The following is a 21,739-nucleotide window of genomic DNA, read 5'->3' as shown; positions in this document are numbered from 1 at the left end:
AAAAGATCAGGCCGCGGTGATCTGATCGACGGTTTTGATCATGTCGACGAGCACCCATCCTGGCCGGTAGGGATTGGGCCGGCGACCCGTTTCGTGGAAACCATAGGCAAGATAGAGCGCAATGTTCCGCTCCATCCTGGCATTGGTGTAGAGCCGCACTTCTGGCAGACCCCAGAGATGGGTCTGCTCATCCGCGTGTTTCAGCAGCGCAATGCCGAAGCCTTTGCCTTGAAAGTCGGGGGAGACCGCGACGGAGAAGATCATCGCGTGGTCGTCATGTCGCTCCAGCGTGATCAGCCCGGCAAGCTCGCCGCCACTTTCCAGCAACCAGACCTCGCCGCGCACGATGCGCGGCGCATAGTCCTCGGTGACCGGGATCGGCGGCGCGCCGAACAGTGCGATGTAAGGCGCATAGGCCGCTTCCGTCAGCGAGACGACGGTTTGGAGATCACCGGCAAGCGCTCTTCTGATTGTCATTCAAAAGCTCTCCAGAGCTCTCCAGGCGCCAACCGGTCGATCACTCCGCCGCTTCGCGCTTGCCTCCGGGACGTCGCTCCAGAAGCTCCTTGAGGAACTGGCCGGTGTAGCTGCGCTTTTCGCGCACGATGGCTTCCGGCGTGCCGGAGGCGACCAGTTCGCCGCCGCCGTCGCCGCCTTCGGGGCCGAGGTCGAGCACCCAGTCCGCGGTTTTTATCACTTCGAGATTGTGCTCGATGACCACCACCGTGTTGCCCTGGTCTACCAGTTCGTGCAGCACTTCCAGCAGTTTGGCAACGTCGTGGAAATGCAGGCCAGTGGTCGGCTCATCCAGGATGTAGAGCGTCTTGCCGGTCGCCTTGCGCGACAGTTCCTTGGCCAGCTTGATGCGCTGCGCCTCGCCGCCGGACAGCGTTGTCGCCTGCTGGCCGATATGGATGTAGCCGAGGCCGACCTGCTTCAGCGTGTCGAGCTTGTCGCGCACGCCGGGCACGGCGGCGAAGAAATCGACGCCTTCCTCGACCGTCATGTCGAGCACGTCGGCGATCGACTTGCCCTTGAACAGCACATCGAGCGTCTCGCGGTTATAACGCTTGCCGTGACAGACGTCGCAGGTGACGTAGACGTCGGGCAGGAAGTGCATCTCGATCTTGATGACGCCGTCGCCCTGGCAGGCCTCGCAGCGGCCGCCCTTGACGTTGAACGAGAAGCGTCCCGGCTGATAGCCGCGCGCCTTGGCCTCCGGCAGGCCAGCGAACCAGTCGCGGATCGGCGTGAAGGCGCCGGTATAGGTGGCCGGGTTTGAACGCGGTGTGCGGCCGATCGGCGACTGGTCGATGTCGATGACCTTGTCGAGGAATTCGAGGCCCTCGATGCGGTCGTGGTCGGCCGGATGTTCGCGCGAGCCCATGATGCGTCTCGAGGCGGCCTTGAACAGCGTCTCGATCAGGAAGGTCGACTTGCCGCCGCCGGACACGCCAGTGACGGCGGTGAAGGTGCCGAGCGGGATTTCGGCGGTGACGTTCTTCAGATTGTTGCCGCGCGCGCCGACGATCTTGATGCGGCGGTTCTTCTTCGCTTCACGCCGCACGCCGGGCGTCGCCACTTCGAGCGCGCCCGACAGATATTTGCCGGTGATCGAATTGGGATTGGCCATGACCTGCTGCGGCGTGCCCTGGGCGATGATCTCGCCGCCATGGATCCCGGCGGCCGGGCCCATGTCGACGACATAGTCGGCATGCAGGATGGCGTCCTCGTCATGCTCGACGACGATCACCGTGTTGCCGATGTCGCGCAGGTGCTTCAGCGTATCGAGCAGGCGCGCATTGTCGCGCTGGTGCAGGCCGATCGACGGCTCGTCCAGCACATAGAGCACGCCGGTCAGGCCGGAGCCGATCTGCGATGCCAGCCGGATGCGCTGGCTCTCGCCGCCCGACAGCGTGCCGGAATTGCGCGACAGCGTCAGATAGTCGAGCCCGACATCGTTGAGGAAGCGCAGCCGTTCACGGATTTCCTTGAGCACACGCACCGCGATTTCGTTCTGCTTGTCGTTGAGCGACGCGGGCAGGTCGGTGAACCACTGGTCGGCCTTGCGGATGGAAAGCTCGGTGACTTCGCCGATGTGCCTGCCGGCGATCTTCACCGCCAGCGACTCGGGCTTCAGCCGATAGCCCTTGCAGACCGGGCAGGGTGTGGCCGACATGAAGCGCTCGATCTCCTCGCGCATCCAGGCGGATTCGGTCTCTTTCCAGCGCCGCTCGAGATTGGGGATGACGCCTTCGAAAGTCTTCGTCGTCTTGTAGGAGCGCAGGCCGTCATCATACTGGAAGGTGATCTCGCGCTCGCCGGTGCCGCGCAGGACGGCTTCCTTGGCCTCTTCGGACAAATCCTTGAACTTGTCGCCGAGCTTGAAGCCATAGGCCTTGCCCAATGCCTCCAGCGTCTGCGCGTAATAGGGCGAGGTCGACTTCGCCCACGGGCTGACGGCGCCGTCGCGCAGCGAGATGTTTTCATCCGGCACGATCAGATTGCCGTCGATGGCGCGCTGGCTGCCGAGACCGTCGCAAGTCGGGCAGGCGCCGAACGGGTTGTTGAACGAGAACAGCCGCGGTTCGATTTCCGGAATGGTGAAGCCGGAGACCGGGCAAGCGAACTTTTCCGAGAACAGGATGCGCTCATGCGTCTCGTTCTTCGACTTGTTGACCGAATCCTCGCCCGTCTGGCTGGAATCGAGCGGCTTGTCGGCGAATTCGGCGACCGCCAGCCCATCGGCCAGCTTCAGCGCCGTTTCTATGGAATCGGCAAGCCGCGTCGCGAGATCGCCGCGCACGACGATGCGGTCGACGACGACATCGAGGTCATGCTTGTACTTCTTGTCCAGCGCCGGCACGTCGGCGATCTCATAGAAGACGCCGTCGACCTTGACGCGCTGAAAGCCCTTCTTCTGCAGTTCCAGCAATTCCTTGCGGTATTCGCCTTTGCGGCCGCGCACCATCGGCGCCAGGATGAACAGGCGCGTGCCTTCCTCGATCGCCAGCACGCGGTCGACCATCTGCGAAACCGTCTGGCTCTCGATCGGCAGGCCGGTGGCCGGCGAATAGGGGATGCCGACGCGCGCAAAAAGCAGGCGCATGTAATCGTAGATCTCGGTGACGGTGCCGACCGTCGAACGCGGGTTCTTCGATGTGGTCTTCTGCTCGATGGAAATGGCAGGCGACAGGCCGTCGATCTGGTCGACGTCAGGCTTCTGCATCATTTCGAGGAATTGCCGCGCGTAGGCCGACAGGCTTTCGACGTAGCGGCGCTGGCCCTCGGCATAGATCGTGTCGAAGGCAAGCGATGACTTGCCGGACCCCGACAGGCCGGTCATGACAATCAGGCTGTCACGCGGCAGGTCGAGATCGACATTCTTCAGATTGTGTTCGCGCGCCCCGCGAATGGAAAGATATTTATGGTCGGCCATAGCCGGTCGCCGCCTCAGAATCTGGAATTTCCTGGAATGGCGGGTTTTCCCGGCCATCCCCTATGTAGGTAGTTTTGCCGCCACGTCGAGAGACGCCACAATTCCCGACAAAAGCGTTTAAGCGTCTTTCACGTGAACGGGCAAGCGGAAAGAACAAAGGCCGAACACGCTCCTGACAAAGCTGTGCAAAAACTGACTTGTACGTAACCTCCCGGCGATCACGTTTTTCGGTAACCGGCTATTGATGGTTGACGCGGGCAACCCAGGAGCGCAGTCTCCGGAAGTCAACGAAGCCGGCCGTCTTTCGATGGCCTCGCCGCCCAAAGGCGGCCTGCGAGACGCCGCAGGCATTTGCGATTTGTGCTTCGAATTGACAACAATCGCAACGGACAGAGGAGCGGAGCTATGACGCCACCGGATCGTCCCCTAGGGTTCCAGTTGTCACTGGAGCCGCGGCAGGCATAAGTGCCAGGGTTTAGCGTCTGCGCCACCCGGCAAACCGTGACCTGCCATATCCCCTAAAAATCAGAGACTGCTAGTCGGATCGTCGGCCGAACGCCGCGGTGCATCCGAAATCAAACGCCGGCAGTACACTCCCGGCAAAGTTGGATTTGAGATCCAGAAGGCCCCGTCCGTTTGCCCAAGGCACGACGGGGCCGTTTTATGTGGGGAACGCTCATTTCCGCGCGCACTCAGTGACGCGGCGGCCCGATCGAGCCGGCGCCGACATCGACTGTGATGCTGCCGGAAATCCTGACATCCGTATCGCCGATCTTGAATGTGCCGTTCTCGCCGGCCGGCAGCGCATCGTCCGGCTCGGGAGCCGGCTTGGCGATGCGGTAGTCGCCGGTCACGCCGGGCAGGGCGCTTTTTTGCGTCGACGGCGAACTGTCCTCTGCAAGAGCCGCGCCGCTCACGAGGCTGGCAACAGCGAGCACCATGACGGCGATGACGGGGCGCAGTGGTCTGGAAGGATGAGTGTCGGTCATCCCAGGACTATAGTGGCGCGCCGCCGATGGAACCAGACCGGCATCGTCAAATCTTCGGCAGCCGGCCGGACTCCGCTCCGGCCCTGGCTTACGCCGCCTTTTTGCGCGTGTCGAAAACATGGTCGACGATGCCCCATGCCTGCGCCTCGCGGGCGGTCATGAAGTGGTCGCGGTCCAGCGTGCGCTCGACCTCTTCATAGGTACGGCCGCAATGCTGCGCGTAGAGCTCGGCCATGTGCCGTTTCGTCCTGCCGATGCGCTCGGCATGGCGCTGGATGTCGGAGGCCTGGCCCTGGAACCCGCCCAGCGGCTGATGCAGCAGGATGGTGGCGTTCGGCAGGGAAATCCGGCGCCCCGGTGTGCCTGCCATCAGCAGGAACGAGCCCATCGAAGCGGCAAAGCCCATGCATACGGTCGACACCGGACAGCTGATATATTGCATCGTGTCGTAGATGGCGAAACCACTGGTCACCACGCCGCCCGGCGAGTTGATGTAGAGCGAGATCTCCTTGTCCGGATTGTCCGATTCCAGCGACAAAAGCTGCGCGCAGACCAGCGCCGAGATGTCGTCGTTGATCTCGCCGTTGATGAAGATGATGCGCTCGCGCAGCAGCCGCGAAAAGATGTCGAAGGCGCGTTCGCCGCGGCTCGATTGCTCGATGACCATCGGCACCAGACTGGCAACACCGCTCATTTTTCTTCTCCGATTTTCTATTATGCCGCGCGCAGAAGGCGCGGTGCGTTCGCGGCGATGGGCTTTCCAATTGCGCGCAAACCGAGCGAAAGACGGCAGCCGGCGCCTGCCATGGCGACGGCAGGCATGGCCTTGCGGGCAAAGCCGTCATGGACGACACGCAGATGCGTGCCGCCGGAAACGGTCCGGGCAAGTGTGAAGGTGACGGTACTGTCGAGCGGATCCTGCCTGGCTGCGTCGCCCGGCTGCTCCCGCCAGGAATAGCGCAGCAACTTCTCGGGTTCGGCGTCGAGGATTTCGCATTCGATCGGCGCGCCCGTCCCGGCGAAGGCAAAACGGTTGCCGATCTCGGGTCTCATGTCGTTGGGCATCATCCAGGCGGCGAGCAATTCCGGTACGGTCAGGGCCCGCCAGACCTTTTCCGGCGGCTCGGCAAGGTCGTACTCGAACTCGAGCGCATCCGCGGCGTCGATTTGGCCCTCGTTGGTCGTTGATCCCGCCTTCTTCATTGATCCATGTCCTTCAAAACCGCCTTCAGCCTTTCGATGCGTTCCGGCCAGAAAGTCCGGTAGCGTTCGATCCAGGAGAGCAAGGGGGCGAGCCCCTGCGGATCGGCGCGGTAATAGGCGTTGCGGCCGGCTCGCCGCTCGACCACCAGGCCGGCGCCACGCAGCACCGCCAGATGCTGCGACACCGCGGGCTGCGACACCGTCATACCGGTGCGCAATTCCGACACGCTCATCTCGCCTGCGGCCAGCCGCTCAAAGACGGCGCGGCGCGTCGGGTCGGCCAGTGCGCGAAAAATCTCTGCTTCGATCATGTCGAAAGCATAAGTGAATACTTATTGATTTGGCAAGCACTGTTTTACGAGATTGTCGGAAGCCAGCGTCTCACCATTCCGGCAGGCCCATCGAACGTCGCCTCGAAAATCGGCGACGCAAGGACGGCGTGGATGTGAAGCGTTCCAGTGCCGGCGTTCTTGAACCCGTGTTTCCTGTTCGCGGGGACAACGAGAGACTGGCCCGATGTCACGACTGTATGCTCATCGTCGATCCACATCTCAGCCCTACCGGCGATAACGGTCAGCACTTCCTCCACGGGATGCCAATGCGTTGGGGCGCCGACCGTGGGCTCGACCCATTGCTCGAATATGCAAAGTTGCGATGCACCATTGCTGGCCGACACATGCATGCGTGTTTCCACACCTGCTCGCCATTGCTCGCGCTGCTGGTCCTCATGTGCGACAGACTTCATTTGATCGCCCCCGGTCAGATCCGATTTCATGGAAATTTCCGGCCGGGACACTACATCTTGCTGACAAACATTGACAGAACGTCATCTGCACCATAGAACGAACAGGGAACAAAAACCTTGTGGGTAAAGGCAGCCACGGCAAGCGGCTGACGCCTGCAGCCTGTAAGGTGCTGCGACAAAAAAATTTGTTTCGGATGAGCGCGGAGAAATATCATGGCGGGTAGCGTCAACAAGGTCATTTTGGTCGGCAACCTCGGCGCGGATCCCGAAATCCGTCGCCTCAACTCGGGCGAGCCGGTCGTCAACATTCGCATTGCGACGTCGGAAAGCTGGCGTGACAAGAATTCCGGCGAGCGCAAGGAAAAGACCGAATGGCACAACGTCGTCATCTTCAATGAGGGCATCGCCAAGGTGGCGGAGCAGTATTTGAAGAAGGGCATGAAGGTCTATGTCGAGGGCCAGTTGCAGACGCGCAAATGGCAGGACCAGACCGGCGCCGACAAGTACACGACGGAAGTCGTGCTGCAGAAATTCCGCGGCGAGCTGCAGATGCTCGACGCACGCGGGCAGGGTGAGGGCGGTCAGGTCGGCGGCTATGCCGGTGGCGGCAGCAGCCGTGGTTCCGATTTCGGCCAGTCCAGCCCGAGCGAAGGCTTCAATCGCGGTGGTGGCGGTGCCAAGAGCGGCGGCGGTGGCGGTTCGTCGCGCGAACTGGACGACGAAATCCCGTTCTGATCGCAACTGCAGATGTTATTTTTGGCTTAAGTCAAACATTGCGCCCCGAGAGTCCCTCATGGACTTTCGGGGTTTTGCATTGTCGAACTGAACGCCGACATGGCGATCAACGAAATATGGCGAAGGACGAGTTCGATGAAAGCACGCGTAAAATGGGTCGAGGAACGCACTTTCGTCGGCGAGTCCGGTAGCGGCCACAAACTGGTGCTGGGAACCGCGCCCGGACCGGAAGGCAGGACGCCGGGACCGAGCCCGATGGAGCTGGTGCTGATCGGCACCGGCGGCTGTTCGGCCTATGATGTCGTGCACATCCTCGAAAAGGGGCGCGAGGCGGTCGAGGACTGCGTGGTCGAGCTCGAGGCCGACCGGGCGGAAACCGAACCCAGAGTGTTCACCCGCATTCATATGCATTTCGTCGTCAAGGGCAGGCAACTCTCCAGCGACAAGGTGAAACGCGCGATCGACCTTTCGATCGAAAAATATTGCTCGGCCTCCGCGATGCTTGCCAAGACCGCCACGATTACCCACGATTTCGAGGTCGTCGACACGACGGCGAGATAGAGCCGGCTTCGAGATTCTCGCCGCGTCAGCCTGTCAGCCCGCTATCAGCGCCTTGATGCCGTCGGCGACGAATTGCACGGCCAGTGCTGCCAGGATGACGCCGAGCAGGCGGGTCAGGATCGAGCGGCCGGTCTGGCCGAGGATGCGGTCTATGCGTTCCGACAGCACGAACACCAGATAGGTGATGGCAAGGCAGACGAAGATGATGCCGACCAGCGCCGCCTGCGCCGCAAAGCCTTGAAAGGAACCTGAGAGCAGCACAGTTGCCGAAATGGCGCCTGGGCCGGCGATCAGCGGGATTGCCAGCGGGAAGGCGGCGATGTTGTGGATCATGTCCTTGGTGATGGCGACGTCGCCGATCTTCTCCTTGCGGTCCTGCCGGCGCTCGAACACCATTTCGAAGGCGATGAAGAACAGCAGGAAACCGCCGGCGACGCGGAAAGCCGGCAGCGTGATGCCGAACACCGACAGGATCGAGGCGCCTGCAACCGCAAACAGCGCCATCACCAGGAAACCGATGATCGAGGCGCGGACGGAAACCTGCTGGCGCTCCTCGCGGTTCATGCCGCGCGTCACGGCGAGGAACAGCGGCGCCAGGCCGGGCGGATCGATGGTCACGAGAATGGTGACGAACGCGTTGAACAGGCTGTCGAAACTCGGCATCTCTGACCCTCCCGCCGGGCCGTGCCCGTACCAGGACAATTGGTAGAGCAAAGCCCGTTCGGTGGGAACTGTTCGTGAGAAAGTGGTTGATGCCGGCGAGACAGCGGAGGGCGCAAAGGGTCGCGACGCTTTTATTCCGGGCTGCTGCATTCTTCGGCGATCAAACCGCTCGGCGCGCCAGGAACTCGACCTCCAGCCGCCATGTCGCGCCATTGTCATGCGAGCGCTCGCCCAGCCATCGGAAGGCGTTTTCGGTGATGCGTGAAAAGCCCCAGCGTACTGAGCTGCCGGTGCCGTCGGTGCCCACTTGGACGATCGTGTCGCCCTCGGCGCGGCCGAGCTGGCGGCTGAAATACTGGTTGCGCGGGTCGCTCCAGAAGATGTGCCAGGCATCCGCGCCGGGATCATAGACGCGCAGCGTCGTGCCATAGAAAGTCCATTTGCCGAGCGAAGGCTGGGAACCAGTGTCCCGCGCGGGCAGGATCCAGACGTCCTGGATCGCCCGGCCTTCCAGCACCCAGCCGAAATGCACCTCGCCGCGCCCTGTCAGCACCGTGCCGTCCTCGAGGTGGCGCGAGGCGTCGAAAGTCCAGGCGCCGACGAAGCGGCCGTAAAGGCTCAGTTTTTCGGCAAGGCCTTCGATCGGTCCGGGGCTATGCAGAGCATCGGCAAACGAAGATTGATCGAACATGGTTGTGGCCTCTTCTTGTCAGGAGATTGGGAGGGAATAGGCGGTTACGGGGTTCTGGGCTTGGGAAAAATTGCTATATTTCGACCATGACGACGACCACGCATAGTCTCGCATCCGGAGCCGGTTGGCATGTGACGGATGTGATCTGCACGGCCGGCGCCGGCCGGCCGTTCGAGGAGGCGCATCAGGATTTCTGTGTGGCTGCAGTCACCAGCGGCACGTTTCGCTACCGCGCCCAACAAGGAACGGCGATGCTGGCGCCCGGCGCGCTCCTGCTCGGCAATCCCGGCACATGTTACGAATGCGGGCACGAGCATGGCGGCGGCGATCGTTGCCTCTCGTTCCATTTCAGGCCGTCCTACATGGAGCGGATCGCGGCTGGCGTGCCGGGCGCCAGGAAGCTGGCTTTCGAGGCGGCGCGCCTGCCGCCTTTGCCGGTCCTGGCGCCACTCCTGGCCGAGGCGGAGACCGCGCGCGAGACGGCCGACATCGACGCCTTCGAGGAACTTTCCCTGCGCATGGCCGGTGCTGCCGTGGCCACAGCCTCTGGCGCTACGTATGTCAGCCGCGCGCCGAGCCGCCGCGACCAGAAGCGGGTGGCCGAGGCAGTGCGGTGGATCGAACTCGATGCCGACGGGCCGGTTTCCCTTTCAGCGCTTGCCGATGGGACGGCGACCAGTCCGTATCATTTCCTGCGCATCTTCCGGCAGGTGGCGGGCATGACCCCCTACCAATTCCTGCTCAAGACGCGATTGCACAGGGCCGCGGTGCGGCTACGCATGTCGGACGATACGGTTTCCGCGATCGCTTTCGGCGCTGGCTTCAGCGATCTGTCGACCTTCAATCGTCGTTTTCGGCGGATCATGGGGCAGACGCCAAGCCAGTATCGCAGCCGCCGTGGCGCATAGGTCGTTTCTGCTTGGTGAATCGGCCCGGTGCACCGCAAGGCAGACACGCAGGCTTTTGCGTCAGGGCGGCGAAAACCGCCTTGGCCATATCGTCGCAATCATCGGTATCCATTTGAAATTACCATCAAAAATGACACTGGAAAAGTGCCGTGAAGGTTGGAGTTTCGGGCTTGCTTCCTATATAAGCACCAAGTGATTCCTGATTAGATTGTGATCCGATTTGACCGACCAGAAGACACCGCGCGGCGCCGACGGCGGCCCCACCGGCATCGAGCCGATATCCATCGTCGAGGAGATGCAGCGCTCCTATCTCGATTACGCCATGAGCGTGATCGTCAGCCGTGCGCTGCCGGACGTGCGCGACGGCCTGAAGCCGGTGCATCGCCGCATTCTCTTCGCCGCCCATGAGAGCGGCTACCATTGGAACCGCAAATATGTGAAGTCGGCGCGTCCTGTCGCCGACGTGATGGGTAAATACCATCCGCATGGCGATGCTTCCATCTATGACGCCTTGGTGCGCATGGCGCAGGACTGGTCGTTGCGCGTTCCGTTGATCGACGGGCAGGGCAATTTCGGCTCCATCGACGGCGATCCGCCTGCGGCGATGCGCTACACGGAAGCGCGGCTGACCAAGGTCGCGCACGAGCTCCTGGAGGATATCGACAAGGATACGGTCGATTTCCAGGACACGTATGATGCTTCCGGCAGCGAACCGAAGGTTCTGCCGGCACGTTTTCCCAACCTTCTGGTCAATGGCTCGGGCGGCATCGCCGTCGGCATGGCGACCAACATCCCGCCGCACAATCTCGGTGAAGTCTGCAATGGCGCCATCGCCATCATCGACAATCCGGCGATCGACCTGCCGGCGCTGATGGAGATCATTCCTGGCCCTGATTTTCCGACCGGTGGCATCGTGCTTGGCCGTTCGGGCATCTACAGCGCCTATTCGACCGGCCGCGGCTCCATCGTCATGCGCGGGCGCGTCAACATCGAACAGCGCGGCAACGACCGCGAGTCCATCATCATCACCGAAGTTCCCTACCAGGTGAACAAGTCGTCGATGATCGAGAAGATGGCTGAGCTGGTGCGCGACAAGCGCATCGAGGGCATTTCCGATATCCGCGACGAGAGCGACCGCCAGGGCTACCGGGTCGTCATCGAGCTGAAGCGCGACGCCGTTGCCGACGTCATCCTCAATCAGCTCTACCGCTTCACGCCGCTGCAGACCTCTTTCGGCGCCAATATGGTGGCGCTGAATGGCGGCAAGCCGGAAGTGATGAACCTGACCGATATGCTGAAGGCTTTCGTCGCCTTCCGCGAGGAGGTGATCACAAGGCGGACGAAGTTCCTGCTGCGCAAGGCGCGCGATCGCGCCCATGTGCTGGTCGGTCTCGCTATCGCAGTCGCCAACATCGACGAAGTCATCAAGCTGATCCGCACCGCGCCGGATCCGCAGACGGCGCGTGAGCAGTTGATGGAGCGGCGCTGGCCCTCTGGCGACGTGGAATCTCTGATCCTCCTGATCGATGACCCACGCCACCGGATCAACGAGGACGGTACCTACAATCTGTCCGAGGAGCAGGCGCGCGCCATCCTCGAGCTGCGCCTGCAGCGCCTGACCGCGCTCGGCCGCGACGAGATCGCCGACGAGTTGAACACGATGGGCGCCGAAATCATCGATTATCTGGACATTTTGTCTTCCCGCGCGCGCGTCCAGCAGATCGTCAAGGACGAGCTTGCCGCCGTGCGCGACGAGTTCGGCACGCCGCGCCGCACCGAACTCACCGACGGCGGTTCGGACATGGAAGACGAGGATCTGATCCAGCGCGAAGACATGGTCGTGACGGTCAGCCATTCCGGCTACATCAAGCGCGTGCCTCTGTCGCTCTACCGGGCGCAGCGCCGCGGCGGCAAGGGCCGCTCCGGCATGTCGACCAAGGAAGAGGATTTCGTCACCCGGCTGTTCGTCGCCAACACCCATACGCCGGTGCTGTTCTTCTCCTCGCGCGGCATCGTCTACAAGGAAAAGGTCTGGCGGCTGCCGATCGGCAATCCGCAGTCACGCGGCAAGGCGCTGATCAACATGCTGCCGCTGGAGCAGGGCGAGCGCATCACCACCATCATGCCACTGCCCGAGGACGAGGCCAGCTGGGGCGAACTCTACGTGATGTTCGCCACCACGCGCGGCACCGTGCGCCGCAACGATCTATCCGACTTCGTCCAGGTCAACCGCAACGGCAAGATCGCCATGAAGCTGGAGGAAGAAGGCGACGAGATCCTCGGCGTCGAAACCTGCACCGACAAGGACGACGTGCTGCTGACCGCCAGTTCCGGCCAGTGCATACGCTTCTCCGTCGGCGACGTGCGCGTCTTCCAGAGCCGCAATTCGGTCGGTGTGCGAGGCATAACCATGGCCGAGACCGACCGCATCATCTCGATGTCGGTGATCGAGCATGTCGATGCTTCGCCGGCGGAACGCGCCGCTTACCTGAAGCGCGCGGCGGCGGAGCGGCGGCTTGCCACGGAAACGGCCGGAGAAGAGGAAGAGATCGCGCTGACCAATGAGGAGATCGGCGAGGAGACAGAGCTTTCCGACAGCCGATACGAAGAACTCAAGGCGCACGAACAGTACGTGCTGACGGTGACCGAATTCGGCTACGGCAAGCGTTCGTCGTCCTATGATTTCCGGCTGACCGGACGCGGCGGCAAGGGCATCCGCGCCACCGACGTGTCGAAGGCGGCCGAGATTGGCAGGCTGGTGGCGACCTTCCCGGTCGGCAATGACGACCAGATCATGCTGGTGTCGGACGGCGGCACCGTCATCCGGGTGCCGGTCAACGGCATTCGTTTCGCCAGCCGCGCCACCAAGGGTGTGACCATCTTCAACACGGCTGAAGGCGAAAAGGTGGTTTCGGTCGAGCGGATCTCTGAACCGCAAGCGGACGAAGAAAGCGAAGAAACCGTCGAGGGCGGTGCCGATGCCGCTGCGGCGTCTGACGCCGGTCCGGAGGGTGCGGACTAAGTCCGGCACCCAGGTTTTGACATGGCAACGCCGGCCAGCTGGCCGGCGCGGCAGCAAGTCCAGGCTTTATCAGTAGTGGCGATATGGCTTACGCGGGCCGAAGCCTTCGAAGCGCTTGGTGTTTGCCTTGACGCGGATGCGTTGTGCCTCCTGATGCAGCCCAAATACGGTGGCGATCAGCATGGCGACGGTCATTGCGGTGGCGAGCATGTAGATCAGCATGTGCGTGTTCTCCTGCGCCTAACAACGGATAGATGGGATTTTGGTTTCATCTTATTAAGGTGCAACCTAGTGAACGCTGCGTGAAGGCTTCGTGATCAGCGTGTTCATCTGTCGTTCATGTGCCGGAAAAGGTTCACGGCCGGCGCCCCGATCGGATTTGCCTTTGCGAGAGAGGCTCGCTAGAGCCTGTTCCATCTTGGTGGACGGACGGAACAGGCTCTAGCTTTCATTTGAGCATGATCTCTAGGACAAACGAAAAACCGTTTGTCCGCAAAAACCGGTTTCCACTTTTTGGGATCATGCATTAGAAGCACCTGCCATGACCGAACGCATCGCCCTCTATGCCGGCTCCTTCGACCCGCTGACCAACGGCCATCTCGATGTGCTGAAGGCTTCGCTGGCCGTGGCCGACATCGTCTATGCGGCGATCGGCATCCATCCGGGCAAGCAGCCGCTGTTTTCCTTCGAGGAGCGGGTGAAGCTGATCGAGACCGCGGCGAAGGCGGAATTCGGCAGCGATGGTGCCCGTATCAAGGTCGTCGCCTTCGACGGGCTGGTCATCGACGCCGCCAGGAAGCACGGCGCCTCGATCATGATCCGCGGCCTGCGCGACGGCACCGACCTCGACTATGAGATGCAGATGGCCGGCATGAACGAGACTATGGCACCTGAGTTGCAGACGGTTTTTCTGCCCGCCAGCCCGTCCGTGCGCACCATTACCGCCACACTTGTCCGCCAGATTGCCTCTATGGGAGGCAACATCCGCCCCTTCGTGCCGGCGGCGGTTGCCGGTGCGCTCACCGCCAAATTCGCGAAATAAGATTCCGGAGATAGATATGCAGCTGAAAAAGCTCGCCTCGTTCCTCGTTGTGCTTGCCGGCCTTGTGACCGCATCGGTCTCGGCCTTCGCCGCCGACCCGGAAAACACCATGGTCATCACGCTGAAGGACGGAGACGTCACCATTGCGCTTCGGCCCGATCTGGCGCCAAAGCATGTCGAGCAGATCAAGAAGCTGGTGCGCCAAGGCGCCTATGACAACGTCGCCTTCCACCGCGTCATAGACGGCTTCATGGCGCAGACCGGCGACGTCAAGTTCGGCAATATGAAGAAGGGTTTCAGCGCCGAGGCCGTCGGCACCGGCGGTTCCGACCTGCCCGACCTGCCGGCCGAATTCTCGCAGACCGAACATTACAAGCGCGGCGTGGTCGGCATGGCCCGCTCGCAGGACCCCAATTCGGCCAATTCGCAGTTCTTCATCATGTTCGCTCCGGCACCGCCGCTCGACGGCCAGTACACCATCGTCGGCAATGTCGTCAGCGGCATGGAACTGGTGGATCACATCAAGAAGGGCGACCAGGCGGATAACGGCACGGTCTCCGACCCCGACCGGATGATCAAGGTGCGCATCGCCGCAGACAAGTAAAATTGTCAAATAACTCTGTTTTCTCAAAAGGATATCTGACATGGCCGAAATCAAGGACCGCGAGAACGCGCTCATCATGGAAACGACCAAGGGCACGGTCGTCATCGAACTTTTCCCCGACCTGGCGCCGGGCCACGTCTCCCGCATCAAGGAACTGGCTAGGGAAGGCGCCTATGACGGCGTGGTCTTCCACCGCGTCATCGAAGGCTTCATGGCCCAGACCGGCGACGTCAAGTTCGGCAATTCGAGCAAGCCTTCCTTCGCGCCGTCCCGCGCGGGCATGGGCGGCTCTGAGAAGCCGGACCTGAAGGCCGAATTTTCCAACGCCAACCATGGCCGCGGCACCTGCTCGATGGCCCGTTCGCAGAACCCGAACTCGGCCAATTCGCAGTTCTTCATCTGCTTCGACGACGCCGCCTTCCTCAACCGCCAATACACGGTCTGGGGCCAGGTCATCGAAGGCATGGACAATGTCGACAAGATCAAGCGCGGCGAGCCGGTGCAGGATCCCGACAAGATCGTGTCGCTGAAGGTCGCGGCCGACGTCAAGTAAGGGCAAACGACAATGATGGGCGTCGTCTGGTCGCTTCTCGGCATCCTGTCCGGCGCCTTCATTGCCATTCAGGCGCCAATCAATTCGCAGCTGGCGCGCGGCCTGGGTCTCCCGGTCGCGGCGGCTGCGTTTTCGTTCCTGTCGGGCGCGATCGTGCTCGGCATCATCTCCGTTACGGTGGTGAAGCTGCAAGGCATCTCGCTCGACTGGAAAGCGCCGGCGCCCTGGCTGTTCGTGGCCGGCGGCATGCTCGGCGGTTTCTATGTCACGCTGTCGACGATCCTGACGCCACGCATAGGTGCTGCCGCGCTGATGGCGTTTCTGGTCGCCGGCCAGTTGCTGGCCGGCATGCTCATCGACCGCGTCGGCTTCCTCGGCGTCGCGGTGCGTGAAATCTCGCTGGGACGCGTTGCCGGCGCGGTGCTGCTCTTGGCCGGAGCGCTGCTCGTCCGGCTCTACTGATGCGCGTCGATCTCTTTGACTTCGACTTGCCGGAGGAGCGCATCGCGCTCCGCCCGGCGCAGCCGCGTGACAGCGCCAAGATGCTTCTGGTCAAGCCCGGCGAAGGGCTCGAGGACCGGACGGTTGGCGACCTGCCGTCCTTGCTCAGTGCCGGCGACGTGCTGGTGTTCAACGACACCAAGGTCATTCCGGCGCAACTCAAAGGCATAAGGCGGCGGGGCGAGGCGACGGCGCAGGTCGAAGCCACGCTGCATATGCGCATGGCGCCGGACCGCTGGCTGGCCTTCATGAGGCCGGGCAAGCGCATTGCCGCCGGCGACCGCATCCATTTCGGCCATGACGGCAATTCCTGTTTCCTCGGTCAGCTCGACGCCACGGTGATCGAGAAAGGCGAGGGCGGCGAGGCGCTGCTTGGCTTCGATCTGTCGGGGCCGTTCCTCGACGAGGCGCTGCACGCGGTAGGCCATATTCCGCTGCCGCCCTATATCGCCTCGAAACGCGACGACGACGAACGCGACCGGGCCGATTACCAGACCATCTATGCAAGCGAGGAAGGCGCCGTCGCGGCTCCGACAGCGGGCCTGCATTTCACGCCGGAGCTTTTTGCAGCGCTTGACGCCAAAGGCGTCGAATGCCGCTTCGTCACCTTGCATGTCGGCGCCGGTACGTTCCTGCCGGTGAAGGCGGACGACACCGCCGACCACAAGATGCATGCCGAGACCGGGTCGGTCAGCGAAGCCACTGCGGACGCCCTGAATGCCGCAAGAGCAAGGGGCGGGCGCATCGTTGCTGTCGGCACGACCTCGCTGCGTCTGCTGGAGAGTGCGGCGCGTGAGGACAGTACTCTGGCTGCGTGGTCCGGCCCGACCGATATCTTCATCACGCCCGGCTACCGTTTTCGCACCGCCGACATGCTGATGACCAATTTCCATCTGCCGCGCTCGACTCTGTTCATGCTGGTTTCGGCCTTCAGCGGCCTCGACACGATGCGCGCGGCCTATGCCCATGCGATCGAGAACCGTTACAGATTCTATTCCTATGGCGACGCAAGCCTGCTTTTCCGAGCGGAGACGAGCGATGGACGATGATCTGCAAGCCTTTGACCGCGATGCGCTGATCGCGGAAGTGAAGAAACTGCGCGCCGGCATTCGCCAGCACCGCGATTCCACCGGCCATGAATTGTGCTGGCATCACCCCGATCTGTGGGACCTGCTGCCGGAAAAAACCGAACCATCGATCGCCGTGCCGCCCTGGCCAAAATTCATGCGCGGCTGCATCCACTACCGCCAGTCGCTCGACAAGCAGGCGCCGGACGCCCCGGTCCACGACAAGGAATTCAATGGCTAAGCAGTTCAGCTTCAAGGTTCTGGCAATCGACGGCAAGGCGCGGCGCGGCGTGATCGACATGCCGCGCGGCGAAATCCGCACGCCGGCCTTCATGCCGGTCGGCACCGGCGGTACCGTCAAGACGATGTATATGGACCAGGTGCGCGGCGTCGGCGCCGACATCATCCTTGGCAACACCTACCATCTGATGCTGCGGCCAGGCGCCGAGCGTGTGGCGCGGCTCGGCGGCTTGCATGAATTCGCCCGCTGGCCGCATCCGATCCTGACCGACAGTGGCGGCTTCCAAGTCATGTCGCTGTCGAAGCTGAGAAAGCTGACCGAAAAGGGCGTAACCTTCCGCTCGCATATCGATGGCGCCGCCTACGAGATGTCGCCGGAGCGGTCCATCGAGATTCAGGGGCTGCTCGATTCCGATATCCAGATGCAGCTCGACGAATGCACGGCGCTGCCGGCCGAAATGAAGGAGATCGAGCGCGCCATGGAGCTGTCGCTGCGCTGGGCCGAGCGCTGCAAGACGGCGTTCGGCGACCAGCCGGGCAAGGCGATGTTCGGCATCGTGCAAGGCGGCGACAACGCAGCGCTGCGGGTGCGTTCGGCGCAGGCGCTGAGCGCGATGGAGTTGAAGGGCTATGCGGTCGGCGGCCTGGCCGTCGGCGAACCGCAAGCGGTGATGCTCGAGATGCTCGACATCACCTGTCCGGAGCTGCCGGCGGACAAACCGCGCTATCTGATGGGCGTCGGCACGCCTGACGATATCCTGAAATCGGTGGCGCGCGGCATCGACATGTTCGACTGCGTGATGCCGACACGGGCCGGCCGCCACGGCCTCGCCTATACAAGGCGCGGCAAGGTAAATCTGCGCAACGCCCGCCATGCTGACGATCCGCGCCCACTGGACGAGGAAAGCGACTGCCCGGCCGCCCGGGACTACTCACGCGCCTATCTGCATCATCTGGTGCGCTCGCAGGAAGCGCTCGGCGCCATGCTTTTGACGTGGAACAACCTGTCCTACTACCAGAAACTGATGCAGGACATCCGCGCTGCGATCGAAGCTGGCACCTTCGAGGCGCGCGGCGCCGAAATCACCGAGGGCTGGGCGAGGGGCGATATCCCGTTGCTGTAAGGCCTCAAGTGCTGAGCGAATTCGAGGCGCGCAGGCTGCAGCCGGTGATCTGGAACGTGCCGTCGGGCTGCTGCTGCAGCGTATAGACCGCCTCGTAATCCTTGCCATCGGGGCCGACGATCAGCACCTGCTGGACGATCGAACCCGGACCGGTCTCCTCGACCTTGCCGAAGGAATAAGTCTGCGGCTTGCGCACCGGCGGATAGCCGTTGGTCACCATGTTCATGAAGGCATCGACGGTCGGGAAGATCCGCTTCACATTCGGGGCGGCGAAGCTGTAGGCGGTGGCGCCGTCATTGGCGATGAGGGCCTTTAGCTGACCGTCGATGACGGACTGGCCTGCCTTGATCTCGGCATCGCCGGCCAATGCCGACGACACGCAGAGGAATGGAACGACTGCGAATGCGAAAAAGGCGCGGCGCATGGCCTGTCTCCGTTGTCCCGCGAAACATCTTCCCTTGAAATGGTGCTGTCCGAAGACGCATCATAACATACGCTTGGCAGCGCATCGCGGTTTCAGCGATCGCGAATAATCGCTGGCGATCGGCGGCAGGTTTGCATGCTGGCGGAGAGCTGCGGCAGGTCGCAGCCCAGGCCTGGGCCGGCAGAGTACGGATTCCAGCGCTTGAAAGCCCGCCTCCAGTCTGCCAGAAGGGCCGCTGGACTTGGACGTTTAGCGGGACGAAGCCATGAAGGCGTTTTTCGTGCAGATCAAATGCGAGCTCGGCAAATCCTATGAGGTTGCCAGCGCGCTTGCCGATGCCGAGATCGCCTCGGAAATCTACTCCACCGCCGGCAACTACGATCTGCTCGCCAAATTCTATGTCGACGACGAGGAAGACGTCGGCCATTTCGTCAACGAAAAGGTGCAGATTCTCCCCGGCATCAAGGACACGTTCACCGTCGTCACGTTCCGTGCTTTCTAGCCGGTAAACGCATTTGCCCGGGCACGAGGCAAAGGCTGATCAAGGTCATATTTCAGTTGCCTCAATTTTAGGCAGGCGCAACATACTGATCGCCCGTATCTCCCAAATCACCGATTGCGCTTGATTTTCTCCGGCGACGCCAGTGAAATGGCGTCACAGGGGAGTATGCGATTGGCAGCGTTCGATGAAATGCTTCCGGAAGTCTCCGGATTGAGAAGACCGTATTCGGCGTATGATCGCTGGCTGAAGGAGCAGGATCCAGCCAGGCTGACCGAGAAGATGCAGGACGCTGAGCGCGTCTTCCGCAAGACCGGCATCACCTTCGCCGTCTATGGTGAGCAAGAAGCCTCCGAGCGGCTGATCCCGTTCGACATCGTTCCCCGCATCATTTCAGGCAATGAATGGCGGCGCCTCACGCAGGGCATCGAGCAGCGCGTGCAGGCGCTGAACGCCTTCCTCGACGACATCTATCATCGCCAGGAAATCCTGCGGGCAGGGCGCGTCCCCAGGGAATTGATCGCCAGGAATGAGGCATTCCTGCCGGAGATGATCGGGGTCAGGCCGCCGGCCGGCGTCTATACCCACATCATCGGCGTCGACATCGTCCGCATCTCGGAGGACGAGTTCTACGTGCTGGAGGACAATGCGCGCACGCCGTCCGGCGTCTCCTACATGCTGGAGAACCGCGAGACGATGATGCAGCTGTTCCCCGAGCTGTTCCAGAAGATCAAGGTGCGGCCGGTGGAAAACTACCCGCAGCTTCTGCGCCAGTCGCTGGCGGCGGTGCGGCCGCAAAGCACCAAAGGTGCGCCGACCATTGCGGTGCTGACGCCCGGCAGCTTCAATTCCGCCTATTTCGAACACGCCTTCCTTGCCGACCAGATGGGCGTGCAGTTGGTCGAAGGCCAGGACCTGCGCGTGGTCGACGGCCATGTCGCGATGCGCACGACGGAAGGCTACAAGCAGATCGATGTGCTCTACCGCCGCGTCGACGATTCGTTCCTGGACCCGTTGACGTTCCGTCCGGATTCCGCTCTCGGCATACCCGGCATCATGGATGTCTATCGCGCCGGCAACATCACCATCGCCAATGCGCCGGGCACCGGCATAGCCGACGACAAGGCGATCTATTCCTACATGCCCGAGATCATCGAGTTCTACACCGGTCGCAAGGCAATCCTGGGCAACATTCCGACCTGGCGCTGCTCGGAGCCCGACAGCCTGAAATACGTGCTCGAACACATCGACGAGCTGGTGATCAAGGAAGTGCACGGTTCCGGCGGCTACGGCATGCTGGTCGGGCCTGCGGCAACCAAGAAGGAATGCGAGACCTTCGCCAAGAAGTTGGCGGCCAAGCCATCGAATTATATTGCCCAGCCGACGCTGGCGCTGTCGACATGCCCGATCCTGACGGAAAAAGGGCTGGCGCCGCGCCACGTCGATCTCAGGCCCTATGTGCTGGTCTCCGACCGCATCCAGATCGTGCCTGGGGGCCTCACACGCGTCGCGTTGAAGGAAGGTTCGCTGGTTGTGAACTCGTCGCAGGGCGGCGGGACGAAAGATACTTGGGTGTTGGATGATTGAGACGAGTGAGTAGGGAATAGTCAGTAGTCAGTAGCGGAAATAGAGGGACAGGAATGCCATATTTCATTGAGATTCAATTGCTTAATATTCACTACTCACTATTCGCTACTCACTAGCCCGAAGGGCCACTTCATGCTTTTAGGCCGCACCGCAAACGGGCTCTATTGGATGAACCGCTATATCGAGCGGGCGGAAAACATGGCGCGCTTGGTCGATGCCGGCCTGCGCATGGCGCTGACCCGCACCCAAAGCGCCTCGGAAGAGTGGAATTCGGTGCTGCTCAGCGCTGGTTCCGACGTCACCTTCAGCCAGAAATATTCCGACTATACCGCCGCCAATGTCGCCGACTTCCTGTTGCGCGACACGTCGAACCCATCGAGCACGATGTCGTCCATCGAGACAGCCCGCAACAATGCCCGCATGGTGCGCACCGCGCTGACGCGCGAGACCTGGGAAAGCATCAACGAAGCCTGGATGGCGCTGAAGCGGATGCTGGCCAAGCCGATCGACGAGCGCGACCTGCCAAGCGTGCTCGACGCCATCAAGCGCGAGACGGCGCTGATCCGCGGCTCGTTCTACGGCACCATGCTGCGCAACGAGATCTTCGACTTCTCGCAACTCGGCACTTACGTCGAGCGCGCCGACAACACGGCGCGCATCCTCGACGTGAAATATTATGTGCTGCTGCCGTCGATCTCCTGGGTTGGCTCGACGCTCGACAATTATCAGTGGGAATCGATCCTGCGTTCGGTCTCGGCGCATCGCTCCTATCGCTGGGTCTACGATGCTGATTACAAGCCGACCAACATTGCCGACTATCTGATCCTCAATGTCCGCATGCCGCGTTCGCTGATGTTCTGCTATCGCTTCCTGTCGGAGCATCTGAAATTCCTCGGCGACGATTACGGCGAGCGCCATGCCTGCCACGCAACGGCCGAGAAGACGCAGACAATGCTGAGAGCCGGGTCGATCAAGGATATCTTCGATACCGGGCTGCATGAATTCCTGGCCAATTTCATTCGCGACAACACCAAGCTGGGCGACGAAATCGCACAAGATTATCGGTTCAATTGAGCATGGTCCCGAAAGGTGGAGCCGGTTTTCTTAGACAAACGGAAACCGTTTGTCCGGAGATCGCGCTC

General features: G+C 62.0%; 25 protein-coding genes. 14 read left to right on the top strand and 11 right to left on the bottom strand.

What is annotated here, in order from left to right:
- Positions 1 to 6 precede the first annotated feature (6 nt).
- The 7 genes from LB519_RS07380 to LB519_RS07350 all read right to left on the bottom strand — a co-directional run bounded on the left by LB519_RS07380 (position 7) and on the right by LB519_RS07350 (position 6,406).
- Positions 7 to 477, bottom strand: a complete 471-nt coding sequence (locus tag LB519_RS07380) for a GNAT family N-acetyltransferase (protein ID WP_224619283.1) — start codon at positions 475 to 477, stop codon at positions 7 to 9.
- Positions 478 to 517: 40 nt separating this feature from the next.
- A complete protein-coding gene (gene uvrA, locus LB519_RS07375; protein ID WP_063167932.1) occupies positions 518 to 3,439 on the bottom strand; it encodes an excinuclease ABC subunit UvrA in 2,922 nt (973 codons plus the stop codon).
- Between the two features lie 692 nt (positions 3,440 to 4,131).
- On the bottom strand, positions 4,132 to 4,428 hold the full coding sequence (locus tag LB519_RS07370; protein ID WP_024503514.1) for a hypothetical protein: 297 nt from the start codon (positions 4,426 to 4,428) through the stop codon (positions 4,132 to 4,134).
- An 88-nt stretch (positions 4,429 to 4,516) separates the two neighbouring features.
- The gene (locus LB519_RS07365; protein WP_063167934.1) at positions 4,517 to 5,122 is read right to left on the bottom strand and encodes an ATP-dependent Clp protease proteolytic subunit; all 606 of its coding nucleotides are present in this window, start codon (positions 5,120 to 5,122) and stop codon (positions 4,517 to 4,519) included.
- A gap of 20 nt (positions 5,123 to 5,142) precedes the next feature.
- The gene (locus LB519_RS07360; protein WP_224619282.1) at positions 5,143 to 5,631 is read right to left on the bottom strand and encodes an SRPBCC family protein; all 489 of its coding nucleotides are present in this window, start codon (positions 5,629 to 5,631) and stop codon (positions 5,143 to 5,145) included.
- Positions 5,628 to 5,942: an ArsR/SmtB family transcription factor gene (locus tag LB519_RS07355; RefSeq protein ID WP_013531836.1), complete on the bottom strand. Its 315-nt coding sequence runs from the start codon at positions 5,940 to 5,942 to the stop codon at positions 5,628 to 5,630. Before LB519_RS07355 ends, LB519_RS07360 begins: the two co-directional genes overlap by 4 nt.
- Before the next feature lie 44 nt (positions 5,943 to 5,986).
- Positions 5,987 to 6,406, bottom strand: a complete 420-nt coding sequence (locus LB519_RS07350) for a cupin domain-containing protein (RefSeq protein WP_013531835.1) — start codon at positions 6,404 to 6,406, stop codon at positions 5,987 to 5,989.
- A gap of 183 nt (positions 6,407 to 6,589) precedes the next feature.
- Between LB519_RS07350 and LB519_RS07345 the strand changes: the two genes are divergently transcribed.
- Both LB519_RS07345 and LB519_RS07340 read left to right on the top strand, forming a co-directional pair.
- A complete protein-coding gene (locus tag LB519_RS07345) occupies positions 6,590 to 7,111 on the top strand; it encodes a single-stranded DNA-binding protein (RefSeq protein WP_024503512.1) in 522 nt (173 codons plus the stop codon).
- Positions 7,112 to 7,246: 135 nt separating this feature from the next.
- Positions 7,247 to 7,672, top strand: coding sequence for an OsmC family protein (locus LB519_RS07340; RefSeq protein ID WP_127367750.1), 426 nt, complete (start codon positions 7,247 to 7,249; stop codon positions 7,670 to 7,672).
- 33 nt (positions 7,673 to 7,705) lie between these two features.
- Here the strand turns inward: LB519_RS07340 and LB519_RS07335 are convergent, their stop codons facing one another.
- The gene (locus LB519_RS07335; protein WP_013531832.1) at positions 7,706 to 8,335 is read right to left on the bottom strand and encodes a MarC family protein; all 630 of its coding nucleotides are present in this window, start codon (positions 8,333 to 8,335) and stop codon (positions 7,706 to 7,708) included.
- Between the two features lie 160 nt (positions 8,336 to 8,495).
- Positions 8,496 to 9,026: a hypothetical protein gene (locus tag LB519_RS07330; RefSeq protein ID WP_013531831.1), complete on the bottom strand. Its 531-nt coding sequence runs from the start codon at positions 9,024 to 9,026 to the stop codon at positions 8,496 to 8,498.
- 86 nt (positions 9,027 to 9,112) lie between these two features.
- On the opposite strand from LB519_RS07330, the gene LB519_RS07325 reads away from it, so the two are divergent.
- On the top strand, positions 9,113 to 9,934 hold the full coding sequence (locus LB519_RS07325; protein ID WP_224619280.1) for a helix-turn-helix transcriptional regulator: 822 nt from the start codon (positions 9,113 to 9,115) through the stop codon (positions 9,932 to 9,934).
- 220 nt (positions 9,935 to 10,154) lie between these two features.
- Positions 10,155 to 12,956, top strand: a complete 2,802-nt coding sequence (gyrA, locus tag LB519_RS07320; RefSeq protein WP_224619278.1) for a DNA gyrase subunit A — start codon at positions 10,155 to 10,157, stop codon at positions 12,954 to 12,956.
- Positions 12,957 to 13,025: 69 nt separating this feature from the next.
- Here gyrA and LB519_RS07315 read toward each other — a convergent pair whose 3' ends face one another.
- Positions 13,026 to 13,178: a hypothetical protein gene (locus tag LB519_RS07315; protein WP_081714296.1), complete on the bottom strand. Its 153-nt coding sequence runs from the start codon at positions 13,176 to 13,178 to the stop codon at positions 13,026 to 13,028.
- Positions 13,179 to 13,497: 319 nt separating this feature from the next.
- On the opposite strand from LB519_RS07315, the gene coaD reads away from it, so the two are divergent.
- From coaD to tgt, 7 genes are all read left to right on the top strand, one after another.
- The gene (gene coaD, locus LB519_RS07310) at positions 13,498 to 13,998 is read left to right on the top strand and encodes a pantetheine-phosphate adenylyltransferase (RefSeq protein WP_013531827.1); all 501 of its coding nucleotides are present in this window, start codon (positions 13,498 to 13,500) and stop codon (positions 13,996 to 13,998) included.
- 109 nt (positions 13,999 to 14,107) lie between these two features.
- Complete coding sequence (locus LB519_RS07305) at positions 14,108 to 14,602, top strand: peptidylprolyl isomerase (RefSeq protein ID WP_224619653.1); 495 nt, start codon at positions 14,108 to 14,110, stop codon at positions 14,600 to 14,602.
- Between the two features lie 40 nt (positions 14,603 to 14,642).
- Complete coding sequence (locus tag LB519_RS07300; RefSeq protein ID WP_013531825.1) at positions 14,643 to 15,155, top strand: peptidylprolyl isomerase; 513 nt, start codon at positions 14,643 to 14,645, stop codon at positions 15,153 to 15,155.
- Positions 15,156 to 15,167: 12 nt separating this feature from the next.
- On the top strand, positions 15,168 to 15,617 hold the full coding sequence (locus LB519_RS07295) for a DMT family transporter (RefSeq protein ID WP_013531824.1): 450 nt from the start codon (positions 15,168 to 15,170) through the stop codon (positions 15,615 to 15,617).
- Entirely contained in the window at positions 15,617 to 16,705 is a 1,089-nt protein-coding gene (queA, locus tag LB519_RS07290) for a tRNA preQ1(34) S-adenosylmethionine ribosyltransferase-isomerase QueA (RefSeq protein ID WP_224619276.1), read from the top strand. The genes LB519_RS07295 and queA overlap by 1 nt, the downstream gene beginning before the upstream one ends.
- A complete protein-coding gene (locus LB519_RS07285; protein WP_013531822.1) occupies positions 16,695 to 16,964 on the top strand; it encodes a hypothetical protein in 270 nt (89 codons plus the stop codon). Before queA ends, LB519_RS07285 begins: the two co-directional genes overlap by 11 nt.
- Positions 16,957 to 18,087, top strand: coding sequence for a tRNA guanosine(34) transglycosylase Tgt (gene tgt, locus LB519_RS07280; protein WP_024503503.1), 1,131 nt, complete (start codon positions 16,957 to 16,959; stop codon positions 18,085 to 18,087). The genes LB519_RS07285 and tgt overlap by 8 nt, the downstream gene beginning before the upstream one ends.
- 4 nt (positions 18,088 to 18,091) lie before the next feature.
- Here tgt and LB519_RS07275 read toward each other — a convergent pair whose 3' ends face one another.
- The gene (locus LB519_RS07275; RefSeq protein ID WP_063167942.1) at positions 18,092 to 18,511 is read right to left on the bottom strand and encodes a DUF4864 domain-containing protein; all 420 of its coding nucleotides are present in this window, start codon (positions 18,509 to 18,511) and stop codon (positions 18,092 to 18,094) included.
- A 265-nt stretch (positions 18,512 to 18,776) separates the two neighbouring features.
- Here LB519_RS07275 and LB519_RS07270 point away from each other — a divergent pair, with 265 nt between their 5' ends.
- The 3 genes from LB519_RS07270 to LB519_RS07260 all read left to right on the top strand — a co-directional run bounded on the left by LB519_RS07270 (position 18,777) and on the right by LB519_RS07260 (position 21,671).
- Positions 18,777 to 19,013, top strand: a complete 237-nt coding sequence (locus LB519_RS07270) for an Lrp/AsnC family transcriptional regulator (RefSeq protein WP_010909609.1) — start codon at positions 18,777 to 18,779, stop codon at positions 19,011 to 19,013.
- 171 nt (positions 19,014 to 19,184) lie between these two features.
- Positions 19,185 to 20,597, top strand: coding sequence for a circularly permuted type 2 ATP-grasp protein (locus LB519_RS07265; RefSeq protein ID WP_024503502.1), 1,413 nt, complete (start codon positions 19,185 to 19,187; stop codon positions 20,595 to 20,597).
- Between the two features lie 132 nt (positions 20,598 to 20,729).
- Positions 20,730 to 21,671 carry an alpha-E domain-containing protein gene (locus tag LB519_RS07260; RefSeq protein ID WP_024503501.1) on the top strand — a complete coding sequence of 314 codons (942 nt, stop codon included), beginning with the start codon at positions 20,730 to 20,732 and terminating at the stop codon, positions 21,669 to 21,671.
- The last annotated feature ends 68 nt before the right edge of the window (positions 21,672 to 21,739 follow it).

It is taken from the genome of Mesorhizobium sp. AD1-1, assembly GCF_020164655.1.
In the GTDB taxonomy this organism is placed as follows: domain Bacteria; phylum Pseudomonadota; class Alphaproteobacteria; order Rhizobiales; family Rhizobiaceae; genus Mesorhizobium; species Mesorhizobium ciceri.
The sequence above is the reverse complement of the archived record's forward strand: the minus strand, read 5'-3'. Positions and strand labels throughout refer to the sequence as shown.

Bases quoted from the DNA above. Each gene is read 5' to 3' on its own strand.
- LB519_RS07380 (WP_224619283.1), bottom strand. From the start codon at position 477: ATGACAATCAGAAGAGCGCTTGCCGGTGATCTCCAAACCGTCGTCTCG.
- uvrA (WP_063167932.1), bottom strand. From the start codon at position 3,439: ATGGCCGACCATAAATATCTTTCCATTCGCGGGGCGCGCGAACACAAT.
- LB519_RS07370 (WP_024503514.1), bottom strand. From the start codon at position 4,428: ATGACCGACACTCATCCTTCCAGACCACTGCGCCCCGTCATCGCCGTC.
- LB519_RS07365 (WP_063167934.1), bottom strand. From the start codon at position 5,122: ATGAGCGGTGTTGCCAGTCTGGTGCCGATGGTCATCGAGCAATCGAGC.
- LB519_RS07360 (WP_224619282.1), bottom strand. From the start codon at position 5,631: ATGAAGAAGGCGGGATCAACGACCAACGAGGGCCAAATCGACGCCGCG.
- LB519_RS07355 (WP_013531836.1), bottom strand. From the start codon at position 5,942: ATGATCGAAGCAGAGATTTTTCGCGCACTGGCCGACCCGACGCGCCGC.
- LB519_RS07350 (WP_013531835.1), bottom strand. From the start codon at position 6,406: ATGAAATCGGATCTGACCGGGGGCGATCAAATGAAGTCTGTCGCACAT.
- LB519_RS07345 (WP_024503512.1), top strand. From the start codon at position 6,590: ATGGCGGGTAGCGTCAACAAGGTCATTTTGGTCGGCAACCTCGGCGCG.
- LB519_RS07340 (WP_127367750.1), top strand. From the start codon at position 7,247: ATGAAAGCACGCGTAAAATGGGTCGAGGAACGCACTTTCGTCGGCGAG.
- LB519_RS07335 (WP_013531832.1), bottom strand. From the start codon at position 8,335: ATGCCGAGTTTCGACAGCCTGTTCAACGCGTTCGTCACCATTCTCGTG.
- LB519_RS07330 (WP_013531831.1), bottom strand. From the start codon at position 9,026: ATGTTCGATCAATCTTCGTTTGCCGATGCTCTGCATAGCCCCGGACCG.
- LB519_RS07325 (WP_224619280.1), top strand. From the start codon at position 9,113: ATGACGACGACCACGCATAGTCTCGCATCCGGAGCCGGTTGGCATGTG.
- LB519_RS07315 (WP_081714296.1), bottom strand. From the start codon at position 13,178: ATGCTGATCTACATGCTCGCCACCGCAATGACCGTCGCCATGCTGATC.
- coaD (WP_013531827.1), top strand. From the start codon at position 13,498: ATGACCGAACGCATCGCCCTCTATGCCGGCTCCTTCGACCCGCTGACC.
- LB519_RS07305 (WP_224619653.1), top strand. From the start codon at position 14,108: ATGGTCATCACGCTGAAGGACGGAGACGTCACCATTGCGCTTCGGCCC.
- LB519_RS07300 (WP_013531825.1), top strand. From the start codon at position 14,643: ATGGCCGAAATCAAGGACCGCGAGAACGCGCTCATCATGGAAACGACC.
- LB519_RS07295 (WP_013531824.1), top strand. From the start codon at position 15,168: ATGATGGGCGTCGTCTGGTCGCTTCTCGGCATCCTGTCCGGCGCCTTC.
- queA (WP_224619276.1), top strand. From the start codon at position 15,617: ATGCGCGTCGATCTCTTTGACTTCGACTTGCCGGAGGAGCGCATCGCG.
- LB519_RS07285 (WP_013531822.1), top strand. From the start codon at position 16,695: ATGGACGATGATCTGCAAGCCTTTGACCGCGATGCGCTGATCGCGGAA.
- tgt (WP_024503503.1), top strand. From the start codon at position 16,957: ATGGCTAAGCAGTTCAGCTTCAAGGTTCTGGCAATCGACGGCAAGGCG.
- LB519_RS07275 (WP_063167942.1), bottom strand. From the start codon at position 18,511: ATGCGCCGCGCCTTTTTCGCATTCGCAGTCGTTCCATTCCTCTGCGTG.
- LB519_RS07270 (WP_010909609.1), top strand. From the start codon at position 18,777: ATGAAGGCGTTTTTCGTGCAGATCAAATGCGAGCTCGGCAAATCCTAT.
- LB519_RS07260 (WP_024503501.1), top strand. From the start codon at position 20,730: ATGCTTTTAGGCCGCACCGCAAACGGGCTCTATTGGATGAACCGCTAT.